Below are 18,765 nucleotides of genomic sequence, written 5' to 3'. Positions count from 1 at the left end.
AGAAGATTAATATCTTCTCTTTTCTTCTCCTTGATAGCTTGAAATATTTTTGTTTTTTCTGATTTTAATATTTTCTTTGCCTTCAAACTGAGCAAGTTTAGCACTATTTGCAGCTTTTGATGCAATATTATTACTTTGCTCTGCAATTATTTTTACATTATTTGCAATATCAGCATTTTGTTGTGTAAAAGTATCTATTTGAGAGACAGCATTATTTATTTGGATTATATTTTGTTCTTGTTCTTTTGTTGCTGTGTCAACTTGATTGATTAGTTCTATAGTATTTTCTATATTATTACTTAAAACTTCATACTCTTCACTCATAGATTTTGAAGCATCAGTTCCTTCTAAAGTCTTTTCATTCAAAATATTCATAAGTTCTTGAATATCTTTTGCTGTTTGCGCACTTCTATTTGCAAGATTTCTAACTTCTTGTGCAACTACTGCAAATCCTTTTCCAGCTTCTCCTGCCGTTGCTGCTTCTACTGCTGCATTTAAACTTAAAATATTTGTTTGAAAAGCAATATCTGAAATTGCACCAATTGCATCATGTGCTTTATTTGTTGCTTCTTTTATAGCTTCCATTGAGTTTAATGTTTTATTTGAATACTCTTTTCCTTTGATTGCACTATTTTTTACATCATTTCCTATTGAAGCCATTTTATTTGTTAATTTTCTATTCTCACTTATATTTGAACTTATTTCATCTAATGAAGCTGATGCTTCTTCAATAGTTGTAGCTTGCTTCATAGAAGATTGAGCTAAAATTTCAGCTTCATTTTTTAAATTTGCTGATTCATACTCTAAAACTAAAGACTCCCTTACACTTTTTTGTAAATTCTCTGTTACTTTTTGCCTTAAAGAGTTTATTCCTAAAAGCAACTCTTTTAATTTACCACCTCTAAAAAGTGAAGTATCCACTTCATTTAAATAGTTTTTATTTTCATACTCAGATAATCTTAAAATAACTTCTGAAATACTTGTATCTATTTTATGATTCATTGCATTTATTGTTTCACAAAGATATGATATTTTTGCATCACTTGATTTTGAAATGATAATATCATCAGTAAAACCATCTGAGATTTTTTCACATGATAAAATTATTTCTCCATAAACTTTTAAATCTTCTAGCTTTTTTTCTCTTATAGTATTTGATATTTTAAGAAGTTTTTCTTCTATTTTTTTAAACTTTTTTTTCTCTATTTTTTCTAGATTATCTAAACTATTCTTATCATTTGTAATATATTCTTCAAATTCATTTAAAAATGAACTTATTTTATCTAGATCTTTTTTTGTACTAAACATCACTATTTCTCTTCTTGTTTTAGTTTTTTATAAAGTTTTATTGCATTTTGTACTTCATCTTGTGTAGGTTTTACTCTTACAGAAATATATCTTTTTCCTTCAGCTTTTTGAACAGGATAAACAGTAGCATTTACCCAATAATAATCATCATTTTTACATCTGTTTTTAACTATTCCATTCCAAGTTTTACCATTTTGTACATGTCCCCACAGCTCTTTAAATGCAGATTTTGGCATATCGCTATGCCTTAAGATATTGTGAGGTTGTCCTATAAGTTCATCTTTTGTAAAACCAGCAATTTTACAAAAATCATTATTAGCGTAAGTAATATTCCCTTTAGTATCTGTTTCAGATACTATCATAGTATTCTTTGATAATTTTTTCTCAATATTCAATATAATTCTTCCCATATTATAATTTATTTGGAATTATATTAAATTTTATTATAATAAAGAATAAATTTTTATAGTAGTTTTGTAAAAAAAATTTTCTATAAGGTTTATTAACTATCTATCAAGTAAAGAATCAGCTTTTGATTTTAGCTCTTTTTTATGCAAAAACTCTTCTTCTCTTTTAGTAAATTTAGTTTTATCTTTTATAGTATTATTTTCTCTTTTTTCTTTTTTCTTTTTTATTTGCGGTTTATCAATATCTTTTCTTTTAAATAGAGTTAAAATCAAATAAATAGAAAAAAGTATATTTGAAAATATTATAAGCCATTTTATAACCAAAGCTAGTTCTAAATACTCTAATTTCTGTTTTAATGTCAAATACTCAACTATATCTGTATATATAGAGTTTGCAAATATAGCAATAATTAAAAGTGCTGATATTATCATCACTCTTTTTCTAAATTTATATAAATAATACCAAAAAATAGCAGATTTTACTTGTCTAAACATTTACAATCTTTTATATCAAAAAGTCTAATCCTAGTATTGCAAGTGCTGCTACTAGTGACTTTGTTTTTAAATCATCTTTTAATTTTCTTTCTTCATCTGAGATTATTATTTCTAATTCTTCATCAGTATAATCATCGAAACTTTTATTTCTTTCTGCTAGTCTTGCTTTTGTACTTAAAATTGCTTTTTCTCTTATCTTCTTTTTTATTCCCTCTTTTAATTCTTTACTTTTAACAGAGGGATAATCAAATGCTTTTGTTATATTTTCAGAAGTTACATTATAAAGTTTTGAAGAGTTTTGTTTTAATCTTTCTTTTATTTTCATTTTATATCTTTTTATTTTGATTATAACATATTAAAATCAAAAAAACTTTTATAGTTCAGAAGCAGTTTTGATAATATCAATGCCAAATTTATCTCTTAGATTTTGTACTTTGTTTGTAAGTTCTTTCTTCTTTAAATCACTTTCATATTCAAAAAGGTTATAGGTAAACTTTTTATTATCAGCAAAATTTGATACAGTTATATTAAGTTGTACTACTCCATGCCTTGGGTGTTTATCACTTTTTATAAAAAGCTCTTTTACTTTCAATTTAAAATCACTTTCATTAAAAATAGTATTTACATTTACATAATCTTTTGATTTTATTCCATACTCATATTTTATAAAAATGGAGTATGTCAATGGATTTACATTCTCTTTTTTTACTAAAAAACAAAGATATCTACAAAGTATCATGGCTCTTCTAATTAGTTCAACTCTTTCATATACCACATCAAAACTTCTTCCTATTCCAATTGATTTTTTATCTCTTGTTGTACTAAGTTTTCTATCATTTATACCACAAACTCTATTATATAGTTGAATTCCTGGCTTTTTCCAAGAATAAAATAGCTCTTTTTTATCTTTTATATCTCCTAATGTTCTTACTCCATAGCCTCTTAGTTTTTGAGAATAGCCTTTACCAATTCCTGGAAACTCTTCTATTGGAATATCTTTTATAAAATTTGGAATGTGTTCTTTTTTTATATGTTTTATTCCATCTGGTTTTGCATATTCTGTTATTAGTTTTGAAAGATACTTTGAATGAGCTATTCCTATTGATATGGGTAAACCTAAATCATTCTTAATCTTTTGTTTTAAATAGTTTGCAAAATCAAAAACTTCATCTTCATTTATATAACCCGTAACATCACCAAAAAACTCATCAATACTAAACTGTTCAACTAAAGGAATCTCTTTTTTCAATAATGCACTTAGTTTTTGCGACAAATCATGATATAAAGGATAATTAGGTGGTATCATAAGAAGATGTGGGCAAAGTTTTAAAGCTTCATTTACACTCATGGCAGTTTTCACTCCATAAGCTCTTGCTTCATACGATGATGTTGTTATGATGCCTCTTATTCTTCCATTTTCGTCTTTATAATACTCTTTAAATGTTTTTGTATTTTCATCTGTAAAAATAGATCCTACAAAAGCACCTGTATTATTGCTAATAGTTCTTTTTTGATTTTTAGTATCAAATATGCTTAAGTTACTTCGTCCTCCAACAGCAACTGGAATATTTTCTAAACTTTTATCAAGAATTCTATGAGCAGATACAAAAAAGCAATCTAAATCTAGGTGTATAAACATGTCTTTATTTTATCACATAAAAAATTTATAAGCCAAAAATATTTCATTTTGTGATATTATTTGAAAAATTATAAAAGGATAAATCATAGAAAAGTGTAGAAACTGTAAAAGAGAAGTTGAAGCCAAAAAAAGACAATGCCCTTACTGCGGGATTTTAAACCCAACAGTAAATTTAAAAGATATATTTAAAGCTTTAGCTATTGTTTTAATTATTATGAGTATTGTAACTTTTTTTATGAATTAATTTTTAACTCTTCTTAATAAAAGTCCGCCTGTATAACCTATTGCAAGTCCTATTAAGTGAGCATACCAAGCAATAGGAAGTCCTATTAATAGTGGTGCAACAGAGATTAATAAAACCCAAGTAACAATACCTTTTCTTTGATATGTATCCACAAGAGCAACATATCCTAAAAGTGCACAAATAGCACCAGAAGCTCCAACTAAATTTACATGATTGTCTAAAAATAGTATATATAAAAAACTCACCAAAGATGTAAGTAAGCCAAATACAAAATAAGCTATAAAAAATACTGTTTTACCTTTGTATCTTTCTACTGCATTACCAAATTGATAAAGTACAAACATATTCATACCCAAATGCCCAATGCCACCATGTGCAAACATAGTTGTCAATGGTTGCCACCAAAATCCCTCAATAATCATGTATCTATTTAATCCTAAGACTAAACTTCCATAATTTATGTTTATTTGAATAATATACATCAATACCGTAATTGCAATTATTATATTTGTAAGAGTTAAATTTTTATTTTGCATTTGTTTTAAATGTCCTTATTGCACAATCTGTGATTTTTCTCAATTGTATTTTATCAAAATAAACTAAATTGGTAAATACTCCAAATATTTCATTTCCATTTATTCTAATAGAGATATTTATTGCACCAAAATCTTTCTTTTCTCTTTCATTTTCTATAAGTTCATATTTGATTGTAAGATACTTTACAGGGTTTTTCAAAGGTGCCATTTGTATTGCATCTACAAAATAGCTATCTTGTTCTGCTAAACTTATATACTCTTTGATATAAGACTTTGAATTAAGTGCTTCAATATATCCACCACTTAATTTATAATACCCTTTTTCTAAAGCTTTTAGTGAGTTTTGTAAAGTTTTTTTATTTTTTATTCTTAGAGTAGAGTTTGTATCAAGACATGCAAGTTTAACAATTTTTTCTTTTTGTTCTTTTTCTTGCATATCTCCAAAATATTTTGAATAAAGAGTAATTACAATTGAAACTATTACAATAGTTCCAAAAGTAAAAAAATTATTTATAATTTGACTTGGATTAGCCCCTCTTCTCATATTTTTATATTAAAGTTTCTTTTAATACATCATCTATTGTATCAACTGCTTTAATTTCCATAGACTTTTTAACTTCTGATGGAATATCATCTAAATCTCTTTGGAAATTTTTTCTAGGAATTAATACTTTTTTCATTTTTGCTTTATGTGCTGCGATTAATTTCTCTTTTAATCCACCAATAGGAAGGACTTTTCCTGTTAAAGTAAGCTCTCCTGTCATTGCAATATCTGATTTTACTGCTTTATCTGTTAAGATTGAAGCTATTGTTGTAGCCATTGTAATACCAGCACTTGGTCCATCTTTTGGAGTAGCACCTTCTGGAATATGTAAGTGAATATCATATCTTTTATAAATCTCACTAACATCAACACTTATATTATCTTCTTTCTCTTTTGCTGTTTTTGGTATAGCTTTTTCATCAACTTTTAGTTTTCTTTCATCAATCAAAAGTTTTACAACAGAATAAGAGATTCTTGAAGACTCTTTCATAACATCGCCCATATTTCCAGTTACTGAAAGTATTCCTTTTCCTCTTAACTTAACAGCTTCTGTTTTTAAAACATCTCCACCAACTGCTGTCCATGCAAGTCCATTTGCAACACCTATTTGATTTTTTTTCTCTGCTTGGTCAATCTCAAAAATCGGATTATCTAAATAATGTTTTAGATTTTGAGTATTTATTGAAACTTTTGAAGTATCGTTTTCTGATACTATTTTCTTAACTGCTTTTCTAAATAGTTTTGAAAATACTCTTCTTAAATTTCTAACTCCAGCCTCTCTTGTATACTCAGAGATAATTTTCTCAATTGTTGGCTTACTCATAGAAATTTCACTTTTTTTAAGTCCATGTTTTTCTAATTCTTGAGGAATTAAATAATCTTTTGCAATATGATATTTCTCATTTGGAGTATAAGAGCTAATTTCAATAAACTCCATTCTATCTTTTAATGCAGGTGGTATTCTTCTTAAATCATTTGCTGTTGCAACAAAAATTACTTGTGATAAATCAATAGGAAAATTCAAATATAAGTCTCTAAACTCATGGTTTTGTTCAGGGTCTAATACTTCTAACATCACAGCAGTTGGATCACCTCTGTGATTTGCTCCAAGTTTATCAATTTCATCAAGTACAACAACTGGATTCATTTTTTTTGCATCAACTAAACTTTTTACAAGTCTACCTGGCATTGCTCCAACATATGTTCTTCTATGTCCTCTTAACTCATTTACATCTTCCATACCACCTAGTGCAACTCTTTCAAGTGGTCTATGAAGTGCTTTTGAAATTGAGTTTGCAAGTGAAGTTTTACCAACACCTGGAGGTCCCACAAAACATAAAACTGTTCCTTTAGATTTTAAAGTCTCAATATTTCTTTTTTCTAGTAACTCTTTTACTGCAAAATACTCAGCAATTCTCTCTTTTGCTTTATCAAGTGAGTAGTGATCTTTGTTTAATTGTTCTTCTACATTTGAAACAGAGATCCTTGCATCTGCATACTCACCAAATGGTATTTCTAAAACTTGTTCTATATATGTTTGTAAAAGTGAAGCATCAGGTGAATCTTGATGCATTCTACTTAATTTTTCAATCTGTTTTTTTGTCTCTTTATAGCCCTCTTTTGGCATAGAGTCTTTGATTTTCTTTAACTTCTTTTTATAAGCTTTTATCTCATTGTCTTTTTGATTATCAGCACCTAATTCTTTTTGAATAGCTTTTATTTGCTCTTTCAAAAAGTAATCTTTATGTGTTTTTTCAATTTTTGAGTTTACTTTTTGAGTTATCTCTTTTTGAATTTTTAAAGCTTCTATCTCTTTTTTGATTGTTTCAATTATCTCTAAAAGTCTTTTTTCTATATCAGTTTCAGAAAAGAGCTTATAAGCATCATCTTTTTTAATTCTTAATACAGATGAAATCAAATCAGCAATTCTAACAGCATCGTCATTCTCTTCAATTGTCTTAATTAAATCAACTGGGAATTTTGAGTTAACTCTAGAAAGTTTTTTTACTTGATCTCTTAATACTTCAATAATAGAATCAATTGATTCTTGTGAGTACTCTTTTGTTTCATGTAAATCGACTTTAGCAACTGTATTTTTCTCTTCACTATAATTTAAGATTTTACCTTTTGCTAATCCTTGGAAAAGTACTTTTGTTTTACCATCTGGTAAAGATACTTTTCTCATGATATTACCAATCACACCAACATCATAAAAATGTCCCTCTTTTCTACTATTTTCATGACCTGGCTTGCTAACTGTTACCATAACCAATTTATCATTGTTTATGGCCTCTTCAACTGCTGCAATATTCTCTTTATCATCTAAAAATAATGGTGCAATCATAAAAGGATATAAAAATATATCTTCTTCTATTATTAGTGGTAATTCTTGTGGAAATGAATCATAATTCTCTAATTCCATCAAACTTCTCCTTAATATAATACTTTATTGTATTTATTCAAATATTGCTCTATAAAAAGGTACATCAACCTCTTTTATATCTTCTGTTTTAGTCCAAGTTTTTTCAGCTTTTTCTTTATATACTTTTGCAGCTTTAGGCTTATCTAATCTTTTATATAAATCTGCAATTGCTATATCTAATTGTGCTTTTGCCATATGAACTCTTGCATTTATAGTATCAATTAATGGCATATATTTTGATTGCGGATATTTTTGCTTAAAAACTTTTATATCTTCAATAGTATCATCTAATAACTGTTGATCTCTTAATTGATAAGAAAAACCTAAAAAGTTTGCTTTAATTTTAAGAAACCTAACATAATCAATATCTTTACTTATAGTAAATCTTTTGATGTATTCATCTAAATAAAAATTAGCTAATGCATACTGTTCTTCTTGCATATGCGCATTTGCTAAAATAATCAAAGAAGTTGGTAGAAGTGGTGAGTTTCTATGCTCACTTTCCAATGATGTAAATGTATCATCTGCAGCTTCCAAATCATAATCTGCTATTTGTTTTGTCATTTTATTATACCAATAAAGAGCTGGTCTATCATACTCTTGTATTCTATCACTTTTAGAAGAACAAGAGGCTAGTATGAAGCCTGTAGAACAAATTAATAACACATTTTTTAACTTCAAGTTTCTAATCATTTTAATAATCCTTTTCATAAAAGTAGTATTTTATCTAATACTTGCTTATATGAAATAAAAAATATTATTAATTATTTGATATACTATGTAAAATCAAAGAAAAAGGCAGATTATGAAACTAACATTAATAGGCAATGGTATTATGTCTCAGTCACTAGCTAAAGGCTTAGTTAAAAACTATGAAGTGGAAGTTATAGGAAGAGATATTTCAAAATTAAAAAAAATGCAAGAGAAAATTCCTCAAATTGAAATAAAAGTAATAGATGACCAAGAAGATATAACAGATAAAAATATTATATTTTGTGTAAAACCTTATGCTTTACAAAGTGTTTCTGTAAGATTAACAGGAACTGCAAATACACTTTATTCAATTTTAGCAGGAACTAAACTTGAAACTTTAAAAAAACAAATACATGCAAAATTTTATATAAGAACAATGCCAAATATTGCAGCTTCAATGTCTATGTCAATGACAACTATTACAGGTGATAAAGAAGCAAAAATAGCAGCACTTGAAATTTTTGATGCTATTGGAAAAACTGTTTGGGTAAATACAGAAGCTCAACTTGATATAGCAACAGCAGTTGCAGGAAGTGGACCTGCTTTACTTGCAATTATTGCAGAAGCAATTTCTGATGGTGCTGTTAAGGCTGGATTAGAAAGACATATTACAAATGAGCTTGTTCATGGTCTTTTTGCTGGTACTTCTGCACTTTTAGCAAAAACTCATCCAGCAATTATTAAAGATTCTGTTATGAGTCCAGGGGGAACAACAGCAGCAGGTGTTGCTATGCTTGAAGAGGGAAAAGTAAGAGATGCTATGATAAAAGCAATAGAAGCTTCACATGCAAAAGCAACAGAACTTAGTAAAAAATAAAAAAGCTTTTACTTTATTTGAGACTTTAATTAGTCTTACTATTTTAGCTATTGTAATAAGCTTAGTATATAAACTAAGCTTTTATAATAGTTATAAAAAGAAGTTTGAAAAACTTGAAAATATACAAAATTTGTTTATTTTAAAAAATTATTCAAATGATTTTTCAAAAAAAGATGAAACCCTAAAAATAATTCAAGATAAAACAGTCAAAAGCATCAATGTAAAAAAGATACTTTACAACAAAGATAATATAAGTGTATACAAATATGAATTGCAAAAATAAAAAGACATTTATAACTTTAGAACTACTTTTAGTAATAGTTATTGCTTCGATTGTATTAATTAGTAGTTTTAAAATAATCACAAATATTTATCAAAATGCTAAAACTTCACAAAATATTAGTATTTCTCAATTAGACTTGCTAAGTTCAAGAATAATTTTAGAAAAAAATCCACATTATATAAATAACTTATCATTAAAGAACAATAATTTATATATTGAAAACTCTCTATTTTTAGAGAATATTTCAAATTTTAAAATACAAAATAAACAAAATTTTAAAATTATTAGTTTCATATATAATAATATTTATGAAATAAAGTGGGTAATTAAAATATGAAAAACTCTTTTACTCTACTTTTTACTATTTTAATAGTAACAATTTTAAGTTTAATTAGTATCAAAATATTTGAAACAAAATCTGTTAATAGTACAAATCTTACAAATAAATATGTATATATCCAAGCTTTGAATCATCTTGAATTTTTAGAAGAGTATATTAATTCACTTGAAGATGTAAAAAATATAAATGAGATAAAAATAGATAATAAAGAGTTTTATATTAAAGCTATATTTAAAAAAATAGCTTTAAAGCATAAAATCTCTTTAGAAGTAAAAGCAAAAAATTTCAATGTAAGAGTTCAAAGGACTCTTACAAAATAGTATCTAAAACTTTTAAAGCAAGATTTAAAGCTTTAGTTCTATGGGAAAATGATTTTTTTACTTCATAGGGAAGTTGTCCTAAAGTTTTATCATAATTATTTGGAATAAACATAGGATCATATCCAAATCCACCCTCACCTAATTGTCTATTTATAACATTTCCATGCATCCACCCATGAACTGTATAAACTTCACTTTTATAAACAATTGCTATACAAGCTGTATAAAAAGCTTCTGTTTTTTCTAAACTTTTCTCATTTAATTTTGAAATTAATTTTTCATTATTTTCTTTATCACTTGCATTGTTTCTTGCATATCTTGCTGAATAAATCCCTGGTTCATTATTTATTGCAGGAACTGTAATTCCACTATCATCTGAAATTACAATGGCATTTTCATCTTTTAATAAATCATATATTGATTGTGCTTTTTTTATAGCATTTCCTTTAAAACTATCTTTATCTTCAACAATTTCAATATCTCCTAATAACTCTTTATAAGTTACTATTTCATGTGAGGGAAGAAGTGTTTTAAACTCTTTTATTTTACCTTGATTTGCACTTGCTAAAACAATTTTCATATAATTCCTTAAACTCTTTTTTTTATTATATTAAAAGATTAAAAAATCTCTGCTTTATGAGAAAACTTAAACGCTTTTTACAAAATTATCTTTTAACATCTTATTAACTTTATTAATATATAATCTTCGACTATTTAAAAAATTCAGGATTATATAATATGATTAAATCAATAATTCCTCTAAGTTCTATTATAGCTTTAAGATTTTTAGGACTATTTTTAGTATTGCCAGTATTATCAGCTTATGCAATGAACTTAAAAGGGGCAACAACAGAGATTGTAGGTATCGTAGTTGGTGGTTATGCCTTAACACAAATGCTTTTTCAAGTGCCATTTGGAGTTATGAGTGATAAATTAGGAAGAAAAGGCACAATTGTAACAGGTCTTTTACTTTTCGCAGTTGGTTCATACTTCTGTGCTATTTCAGAAGATATTTATACTTTAATGTTTGGTAGGTTATTACAAGGTGCTGGTGCAATTGGTGCTGTTGTTACTGCTATGATTAGTGATATAGTAAAAGAAGAGCAAAGACCAAAAGCCATGGCAGTAATGGGTGGTTTTATTGCTATAAGTTTTGCCATATCAATGCTTGCAGGACCTACAATTAGTGCCGTTGCAGGTGTAGAAACTCTATTTTATATTACTATGGCTTTAGCTTTAGGTTCTATAATAATTTTATTTAAAGCAGTTCCAAACCCTCCACATATTACCCATACATATAATGCAAAAGCAAATTTAGCAGATACTTTAGCAAATGCAAATATTTTAAAAATGCATCTTACAAACTTTTTGCAAAAAGGTTTGATGACATTTGCATTTATGATAATTCCAATGGTTTTAATAAAAAACTTTCAATGGGATTTTGCAGAGTTATGGAAAGTATATCTTCCAGCAATGATAGTAGGTATTTTATCTATGGCACCTGCTGCAATTCTTGCAGAAAAAAAAGGTAAATATAAAGAAGTTCTTATGATAGGTATTGCATTTTTTGGAGTATCATATATGATAATTGGTACATCAACTAGTTCAATTGGTTTTATAATTGGAGTTGTAATTTTCTTCTCTGGTTTTAATATGCATGAACCTATAATGCAATCACTAGCATCAAAATTTGCAAAAGTTCATCAAAGAGGCTTAGTTCTTGGAGTATTTAACTCATTTGGTTACTTAGGAACTTTTGTTGGTGGTCTTTTAGGAGGTATATTTTTTGAAGATGTATCTTTAAGTACTTTAGTTATTGTAATTGCTGTGATTTGTGTTATTTGGATAATATTAATAGCTACAATGCCAAATCCATCAAAGAAAAAAATGTCTTATTTAAATTTAGATGAATTTAAAAGAGAAAACACAAGTAATCTACACAATAAAAATATTGATGAGTGGTATATCAATGAAACTGAAAATATAATAGTTGTAAAATATGACAGTAATTTAATAGATGAAGATGGTGTTAAGAGTTTATTAAAATAATTTCTTCTATACTATAACTATCATAGTTATAATTTCAAATAGAGGTAAGAAAATGAAAAGGACAATTGTTGCAGTAGTAATAATCTTTTTTTCTCTTACCTCTTTTTCTACTGCAACCATTCCTAAAAACTTCTCCCAAGAAAAATTCAATGAATTTACCAAAAAATATGGAAAAAAAGCTTCAAAAAGGCTCCTTTTATGGGATGATTTAATAGAGTCTGCAAAAGATAAAAAGCTTTTATATAAACTTAAAATGGTAAATGATTTTTTTAATAAAATACCATACAAACTTGACTCTGTTCATTGGGGGAAAAATGATTATTGGGCAAGTCCATTTGAGTTTTTAGGAACGGGTGCAGGTGATTGTGAAGATTATGCTATTGCTAAGTATTTTACATTAAGACAACTTGGAATAGAAGATGAAAAACTAAGAATTGTTTATGTAAAACTACTTAGAAAAAACTCTAAATATGAGCAAGCACATATGGTACTTACTTATTATCATAAACCAAATGCAACTCCAATTGTACTTGATAATATAAACAAAAGATTGAAATTAGCCACTAAAAGAGCAGATTTAAAACCTGTTTATAGTTTTAATGCAGGCGGATTATATAGAGCAAAAAACAAAGGGAAAACTTCTGAAAAAATTGGAAGTAATAATCTAAAATCTTGGAAAGATTTAATGAGTAGATTTTAAAGGAAAAAACATGTCATTATCAAAACAGTTATATATCATAATAGCATTTATCTTTTTGATTATTTTTACAGGTAATTTTATTATAAGTGTAAAAAATGCAAAAGAGTATCTTGAAACAGAAGCTAGTACAAAAGCACAAGATACTGCAACTGCACTTGGAATGAGTCTAAAAGGACTTATGAAAGATAAAAATGATGCAGAGATAAAATCTATAATAAATGCTATTGCAAATAGAGGTTTTTATAAAGAGATAAGACTTGAAGATACACTTTTTACTATTAATAAAGCACAACTTATAAAAAATGCAAACGATAAAAGCATTGATAATACTTGGGAAATAGAAAATATAAAAGTAGATAAAAACCTTGGAAATATAGAAACTAATAGCGATGATTTAGATTTAATGCAAGAGCTTGAAGCTTTAGAGAACAATCAAGAGCTTCATCTTAAAAAAAGTAAGCCTACTCAATATAAATTTATTCCAAATGGAGATTTAAAGCAAAAAAATATAAAAATTTACTTTACAGCTTTAAAAGACAAAAAAAGCATTGATACTTTTTCAACAATTGTTATTGACAATACAATTGTAAAAGTAACAAGAGATGAGAAGTTTGAATATGTTCCACAATGGTTTGTAAATGCAATCTCTATAAACTTAAAAGAGATGGAGAGTCAAATAAGTAATGGTTGGAAAACTACTGCAACTATTTATGTAAGTGCAAATGCAGGAGATGCTTATGCAAAACTATACGAACAAGCAAAAAGTGGAGTTTTATACTCAATAATAGCATTTATAATATCAATGCTATTACTTTTTGTATTTGTTCAATATCTTTTAAAACCACTTAAAAATATAGAAAAACTTGCAAGAAGTATTGCAATAGGAAATTTTAAAACTATTGATAAACTTCCTTGGACTACTGAAATTAGAAATGTTGCAATTTCAATGAATGAAATGTCAACAAAAATAGAATCAGTAATTACAAAATTAAATAAAAACTTAGAGAATCTAACTCAAAAGTTATCAAAAGATGAACTTACAGGATTAAATTTAAAACAAACATTTGAAACAGATATGAAAAAAATGTTTATATCTAAATCAAATGGTTATATTTTTACTATAAAAATTGATGATTTAGGAGAGTTTGCAAAACAGCATACAAATGAAGAAGTAAATAAATTTATCAAAAAATTTGCTTCAATTTTAAAAGAGTGTAAAGCTTGTGAAAATATAAATATTAGTGCTTATAGATTTTATGGTTCTGAGTTTGCATTAATTACAGATGGAATAAACTATGAACAAGCTCAAGAGTTAACAGCTACAATAAAAAGAGAGTTTGAAAACCTTGCAAGTGAAATTGGCAAAGATGAAATCGCACATATTGGAGCAACACCTTTTAATCCTATTGGAACAACAGACCAAATGCTTCATGCTGCAAATGAAGCTTATGAAAAAGCAAAATTAATAGGTCCAAATGAAGCTTTTATTAGAGATAGTGATGATTTAGTAAGAGATATGAAAGCATGGAGAACTTTAATATTTGATATTATAGAAAATCAAAGATTTGAAATAAGCTATATAGGTGATGCAAAAGTTCTAAATGGCGAAGATGAAAATAAACTTGTAATGCAAGAAGCCTTTACAAAAGCATATGATTTAGATAATAAAGATATTCCTATTGGTACTTTTGTATCTATAGCAGAACAGTATGAAAAGATAGTAGATTTTGATAAAGCGGTTATTTCTAAAGTTATTAGTGATATAAAACTAGAAAATATTAAGCACTCAATTTCGATTAACTTATCACTTGATTCAATTGATGATTTAAACTTTATTCTTTGGCTTAGACAAACACTTTACAAACACAAAGATATATCTCATCAACTTGTATTTTCTCTTACTGCTTATGCAGTTACAAAAGATATTGAGAAGTTCAAAGATTTTGTTACTGTAATACATGAATTAGATGCAAAAGTAATTATAAAAAGATTTGAATCAAAATTTATTGCATTAGATGATATTAAAAATCTTGATTTAGATTATATTAGACTTGCAAGAGAATATACCAATAATGTAAAAAATGATCCTTCAAAACAAAGTTTTATAGAAGCAATGGTTGAATTAACACATCTTTTAAATATAAAACTATTTGCTGAAAATGTTAAAGATGATGAAGATTTACAAAAGGTAAAAGAATTAAATGTCTATGCAGCAAGTAGATAGTATCTAAAAATTGTCCAAAAAAATTAAGAAATTATTTTTGGACAATTGATACATTTTGTAACATACTCTTCCTCATCAACTTCACATAATGTACAAGGATTAGAGGCTTTAATTTCTCTTTTTATTTTGCACTTAGGATTTAAATTTGCAAAGAAAGAGACATTTTGTGCAGAATCATTAACTAATGCATTTATTATCTTTTCTGAACTATTATAGTTCTTTGCAACACATCTTCTAACGCTCGTATAAATGCTTTGAGCTAAAAGTTTTAAGATATTCTCTTTGTTGCTTACTTTGGCTAAACAAATTAACTCTAGCTCATTCATTTGTGAAACTTGTAATAATGTCATAATAAACTCCTTAAATTATATAATTAAATTATAGTTTAGAAAAAGAACAATTTAGCAACATTTCATGTATAAAAAATAGTCTATTTTTTTCATTTTATGAAATTAAAAACATGCTTTAATTTGTAACTTTTTTTTTATTCATTTTCATATAAAAAAAGAATAAAAATGACATAATCAAGCTATTTTAATTAAACATTAATTCTTTATTAATAAATATGAATTATAATACAGCTTTTAATAAAGGTAATTAATGTTTGAAAAATTTTTAAGATTTTTTGTAGAAAATGCAAGAATGAACTACACATTGTTTTTTCTAATTTTTGCAATTGGAATCTACTCTTATACTAAAACACCAAAAGAAATATTCCCAAATTTTGATTTAGATATGATATCTATAAATGGTTCTTATAGTGGAGCTAGTGTTGATATACTTGATAAAATGGCAGTAACTGAGATTGAAGATAATCTAAAAAATATCACAGGAATTAAAGAGATAACAACCGTAATTAGTCCTAGTAGATTTACAATTGTTTTAGAGTTAATCAAAGGTCAAAATAGATATAACATTGCAGATAAAGTAAAAGATACTATTACTTTGACAAAATCAAACTTGCCCTCAGATATGGACGAGCCAAGTGTTAATGTAGTTGAAAGATACAAAAAACTTATTGATGTAACATTAACTTCAAAAAAGTATTCAACTGATGAGTTAAAACCTTTTGCAACACAACTTAAAAGTAAGATTTTAGCAGTTGATGGAGTTGGAGATGTATCAATATATGGAGACTCAGATAAATATTTTGAAGTACTTTTAGATGATAGAAAAATTGAGGCATTAAATTTAAACAAAAGCGATGTATTTAGTGTCATTTCAAACTTATCTTATATTTTTCCAATAGGTAAAATTGAAGGAAGTAAAAAACACTTTTATCTTTCAACTTATAATGGTGCAAAAAATGCAATAGATTTTGAAAATAGTCTAATAAAAATATCGAATAAAACCTTGTATTTAAAAGATATAGCAACAGTAAAAAAAAGATATGAAGACTCTTCAACTCTTTTTTCTTTTAATGGAGAAAATGCACTATCTTTAGCAGTTGAACAATCAGAAACATCAGATGCACTTAAAGTTTCTCGTAATATGAAAGAGCTATTAAAAAAGATAAATAAAGAAAATAGTGATATACATATTACTATTGCAGATGATAATAGTGAAAGGATTCAAGATAGACTTAATATTGTTATTTCAAATATTTTACTTGGAATTATATTAATTACAATACTTGTTGCTTTATTAATTAACTTTAGAATGTCTGCAATTATTGCAATTGGTATTCCAACATCATTTGTTATAGCCGTTATTTATATGTATGTTTTTGGATATACAATAAATATGATATCACTAGTTGGTGTACTTATTGCAATTGGTATTGTAGTTGATGATGCGATTGTTGTAAGTGAAAATATACAACAACACATTGAAGAGGGTTATGAACCTAAAGAAGCAGCTATACTTGGTGCAAAAGAGATGGTAAAACCTGTTACTATTGCATCAATGACAACTCTTTTTTCATTTTTACCTATTTTAATGATTAGTGGAACTATGGGTGAAGTAATGAAACTAATCCCTATTGCATTAAGTGCATTACTTGTTGCTTCGTTAATTGAATCATTTATCTTTCTTCCAATTCATGCATCTCATACATTAAAAAGTGGTTCAAAAGTTACTTCATGGGAAAAAGCAAATAAAATATATAGCGAAATAATCCACTTTTTTATGAGATGGAAAAAGAGTTTTTTAATTCTTTTTATAATACTAGTGCCAGTTGCTACATTTATGGCTATTAAAAGTTCAAAATTCCAAATGTTTCCAAACTTTGATGCAACTGATGTAAAAATATCAATAAAAGCAAATGAAAATACAAAGCTTGAAGATGCATATAAAATAGTTCAAAGTATTGAAGCAGATTTAATAAAAGAAGAAAAAAGATTTTTTATTAGAAGTATTGATTCTGTTGCTGGTTTTAGAAGAGATACAGGAAATAATACAGAAAGATTTCCTTATGTAATGTATATGACGGTTGAGTTAAAAAAATTAAAACAGATGAATTTTTTAGACAAATATGTAACTCCTTATTTGAGTTTTTATTATGATAAAGAAGGAAGAGAAAGAACTGAAAAGTCAAAAGTTATTGCAAAAAAATTAAAAAAATTTTTAGAAGAGAAAAAATATAAAGAGAAATTTAATTTAAATGAATTAGTTATTTTAGAAAAAAAAGTAGGTCCTGTTAAATCAGATATAAAAATTGGTTTAGTCTCAGATGACAATCAAAAAATAATTAAAAATGTGGAACTTTTAACTAAGAAAATTGAATCAATAGATGGCGTAGTTTCTACTTCAAATTCACTAAAATTTGGTATTGATGAGATTAAAATAAAAGTAAATGAATATGGTCAAAAACTTGGGCTTACAGAGAGTTTTATTGGTTCATATTTATCAAACTTATATTTAGAGAAGAAAAAATCTGTCTCTTTTGATGAAAAAGAGATGCTAGATATTAAAATAAGAAGCATAAATAAAGACAATTATGAAAATTTTAAAAATGTAGAAATACCACTACCAAATGGACAGTTTGTAAGACTATATGAAATAGCAAGATTTGATATTATTAGATCATTTGAACAATTAGTAAAAGATAATACACAAAAGAATTTTTATGTTTATGCAAATGTAAACTCAGATATTATAACAGCTTCTGAAGTTACTAGTAAAATAGAAAAAACTCTAGAAAAAATAGAAAAAGATGGAGTAAGGCTAATATTTAAAGGTGAAGCAGAGAAAAGAAAAGATTTGAAAAATGATATGCTTTATGCTACTTCACTTGCATTATTATTAATAATGCTTGCTATGCTTTATTTATTTAACTCTTTTAGAGATACTTTTATACTAATGAGTATTATTCCTTTTTCAATCTTAGGTGTACTAATTGGTCACAAACTTATGGGATTAAATCTTTCTATGCCATCAATTATTGGAGCATTAGGATTAGCAGGAGTTGTAATAAATGATGGAATTATTATGATGACATACTTGAAAAAAGCAAAAAATATAGAACAAATCTTTTATAGAGCATCAAAAAGATTTAGACCAATTATACTTACAACAATAACAACACTAATTGGTATGAGTTCACTTATTTTCTTTCCAACAGGTCAAGCTGTTATTTTCCAACCAATAGCCATAGCACTTGGTTTTGGTCTAGCTTGGGGAACAATACTAAATCTTGTATATCTTCCTGTTCTTTATACTATTTCACATAAACTAAAGTAGAGT

19 protein-coding genes are annotated in these 18,765 nt (G+C 26.5%); 8 read left to right on the top strand and 11 right to left on the bottom strand.

The window, feature by feature from the left end:
- Positions 1–6 precede the first annotated feature (6 nt).
- The 9 genes from ACAN_RS03765 to ACAN_RS03725 all read right to left on the bottom strand — a co-directional run bounded on the left by ACAN_RS03765 (position 7) and on the right by ACAN_RS03725 (position 8,288).
- Complete coding sequence (locus ACAN_RS03765) at positions 7–1,308, bottom strand: methyl-accepting chemotaxis protein (RefSeq protein WP_099334934.1); 1,302 nt, start codon at positions 1,306–1,308, stop codon at positions 7–9.
- 2 nt (positions 1,309–1,310) lie between these two features.
- Entirely contained in the window at positions 1,311–1,670 is a 360-nt protein-coding gene (locus ACAN_RS03760; protein ID WP_228145284.1) for a PAS domain-containing protein, read from the bottom strand.
- Between the two features lie 144 nt (positions 1,671–1,814).
- Positions 1,815–2,210, bottom strand: coding sequence for a hypothetical protein (locus ACAN_RS03755; protein ID WP_079577415.1), 396 nt, complete (start codon positions 2,208–2,210; stop codon positions 1,815–1,817).
- A gap of 10 nt (positions 2,211–2,220) precedes the next feature.
- The gene (locus ACAN_RS03750; protein ID WP_079577414.1) at positions 2,221–2,535 is read right to left on the bottom strand and encodes a hypothetical protein; all 315 of its coding nucleotides are present in this window, start codon (positions 2,533–2,535) and stop codon (positions 2,221–2,223) included.
- Between the two features lie 48 nt (positions 2,536–2,583).
- Complete coding sequence (locus tag ACAN_RS03745) at positions 2,584–3,849, bottom strand: DNA polymerase Y family protein (RefSeq protein WP_099334936.1); 1,266 nt, start codon at positions 3,847–3,849, stop codon at positions 2,584–2,586.
- 240 nt (positions 3,850–4,089) lie between these two features.
- The gene (locus tag ACAN_RS03740; RefSeq protein ID WP_079577408.1) at positions 4,090–4,629 is read right to left on the bottom strand and encodes a rhomboid family intramembrane serine protease; all 540 of its coding nucleotides are present in this window, start codon (positions 4,627–4,629) and stop codon (positions 4,090–4,092) included.
- Positions 4,619–5,173 carry a hypothetical protein gene (locus ACAN_RS03735; RefSeq protein ID WP_079577407.1) on the bottom strand — a complete coding sequence of 185 codons (555 nt, stop codon included), beginning with the start codon at positions 5,171–5,173 and terminating at the stop codon, positions 4,619–4,621. The genes ACAN_RS03740 and ACAN_RS03735 overlap by 11 nt, the downstream gene beginning before the upstream one ends.
- Before the next feature lie 4 nt (positions 5,174–5,177).
- On the bottom strand, positions 5,178–7,595 hold the full coding sequence (gene lon / locus ACAN_RS03730; protein WP_099334937.1) for an endopeptidase La: 2,418 nt from the start codon (positions 7,593–7,595) through the stop codon (positions 5,178–5,180).
- A 33-nt stretch (positions 7,596–7,628) separates the two neighbouring features.
- Positions 7,629–8,288: an outer membrane protein assembly factor BamD gene (locus tag ACAN_RS03725; protein WP_099334938.1), complete on the bottom strand. Its 660-nt coding sequence runs from the start codon at positions 8,286–8,288 to the stop codon at positions 7,629–7,631.
- A gap of 112 nt (positions 8,289–8,400) precedes the next feature.
- Here ACAN_RS03725 and ACAN_RS03720 point away from each other — a divergent pair, with 112 nt between their 5' ends.
- Genes ACAN_RS03720 through ACAN_RS03705 form a run of 4 tightly spaced genes read left to right on the top strand, consistent with a single transcriptional unit; the run spans position 8,401 to position 10,108 of the window.
- Entirely contained in the window at positions 8,401–9,165 is a 765-nt protein-coding gene (locus ACAN_RS03720; RefSeq protein WP_099334939.1) for a pyrroline-5-carboxylate reductase, read from the top strand.
- Positions 9,134–9,448 (top strand): type II secretion system protein, encoded by a 315-nt coding sequence (locus ACAN_RS03715; RefSeq protein ID WP_099334940.1) that lies wholly within the window; start codon positions 9,134–9,136, stop codon positions 9,446–9,448. The genes ACAN_RS03720 and ACAN_RS03715 overlap by 32 nt, the downstream gene beginning before the upstream one ends.
- Positions 9,432–9,785 (top strand): hypothetical protein, encoded by a 354-nt coding sequence (locus ACAN_RS03710; RefSeq protein ID WP_129587510.1) that lies wholly within the window; start codon positions 9,432–9,434, stop codon positions 9,783–9,785. Before ACAN_RS03715 ends, ACAN_RS03710 begins: the two co-directional genes overlap by 17 nt.
- Positions 9,782–10,108, top strand: a complete 327-nt coding sequence (locus ACAN_RS03705) for a hypothetical protein (RefSeq protein ID WP_099334942.1) — start codon at positions 9,782–9,784, stop codon at positions 10,106–10,108. Before ACAN_RS03710 ends, ACAN_RS03705 begins: the two co-directional genes overlap by 4 nt.
- On the opposite strand, the gene ACAN_RS03700 is transcribed toward ACAN_RS03705, so the two are convergent.
- The gene (locus tag ACAN_RS03700; protein ID WP_099334943.1) at positions 10,098–10,688 is read right to left on the bottom strand and encodes a non-canonical purine NTP pyrophosphatase; all 591 of its coding nucleotides are present in this window, start codon (positions 10,686–10,688) and stop codon (positions 10,098–10,100) included. The two genes, ACAN_RS03705 and ACAN_RS03700, sit on opposite strands and share 11 nt — an antisense overlap.
- A gap of 158 nt (positions 10,689–10,846) precedes the next feature.
- Here ACAN_RS03700 and ACAN_RS03695 point away from each other — a divergent pair, with 158 nt between their 5' ends.
- The 3 genes from ACAN_RS03695 to ACAN_RS03685 are packed head-to-tail and all read left to right on the top strand — an operon-like array spanning position 10,847 to position 15,081.
- Positions 10,847–12,157, top strand: a complete 1,311-nt coding sequence (locus ACAN_RS03695) for an MFS transporter (RefSeq protein WP_099334944.1) — start codon at positions 10,847–10,849, stop codon at positions 12,155–12,157.
- A 52-nt stretch (positions 12,158–12,209) separates the two neighbouring features.
- Positions 12,210–12,857, top strand: coding sequence for a transglutaminase-like cysteine peptidase (locus ACAN_RS03690; protein ID WP_079577398.1), 648 nt, complete (start codon positions 12,210–12,212; stop codon positions 12,855–12,857).
- Positions 12,858–12,867: 10 nt separating this feature from the next.
- Positions 12,868–15,081, top strand: coding sequence for a bifunctional diguanylate cyclase/phosphodiesterase (locus ACAN_RS03685; protein ID WP_099334945.1), 2,214 nt, complete (start codon positions 12,868–12,870; stop codon positions 15,079–15,081).
- Between the two features lie 23 nt (positions 15,082–15,104).
- Here ACAN_RS03685 and ACAN_RS03680 read toward each other — a convergent pair whose 3' ends face one another.
- The gene (locus ACAN_RS03680; protein WP_099334946.1) at positions 15,105–15,431 is read right to left on the bottom strand and encodes a hypothetical protein; all 327 of its coding nucleotides are present in this window, start codon (positions 15,429–15,431) and stop codon (positions 15,105–15,107) included.
- Positions 15,432–15,681: 250 nt separating this feature from the next.
- Here ACAN_RS03680 and ACAN_RS03675 point away from each other — a divergent pair, with 250 nt between their 5' ends.
- A complete protein-coding gene (locus ACAN_RS03675; RefSeq protein WP_099334947.1) occupies positions 15,682–18,762 on the top strand; it encodes an efflux RND transporter permease subunit in 3,081 nt (1,026 codons plus the stop codon).
- Positions 18,763–18,765 lie beyond the last annotated feature (3 nt).

Source organism: Malaciobacter canalis, assembly GCF_008000835.1.
GTDB classification, from domain to species: Bacteria; Campylobacterota; Campylobacteria; order Campylobacterales; family Arcobacteraceae; genus Malaciobacter; species Malaciobacter canalis.
Note: the sequence above shows the minus strand (reverse complement) of the source record. Positions and strands in the feature narration are given on the sequence as shown.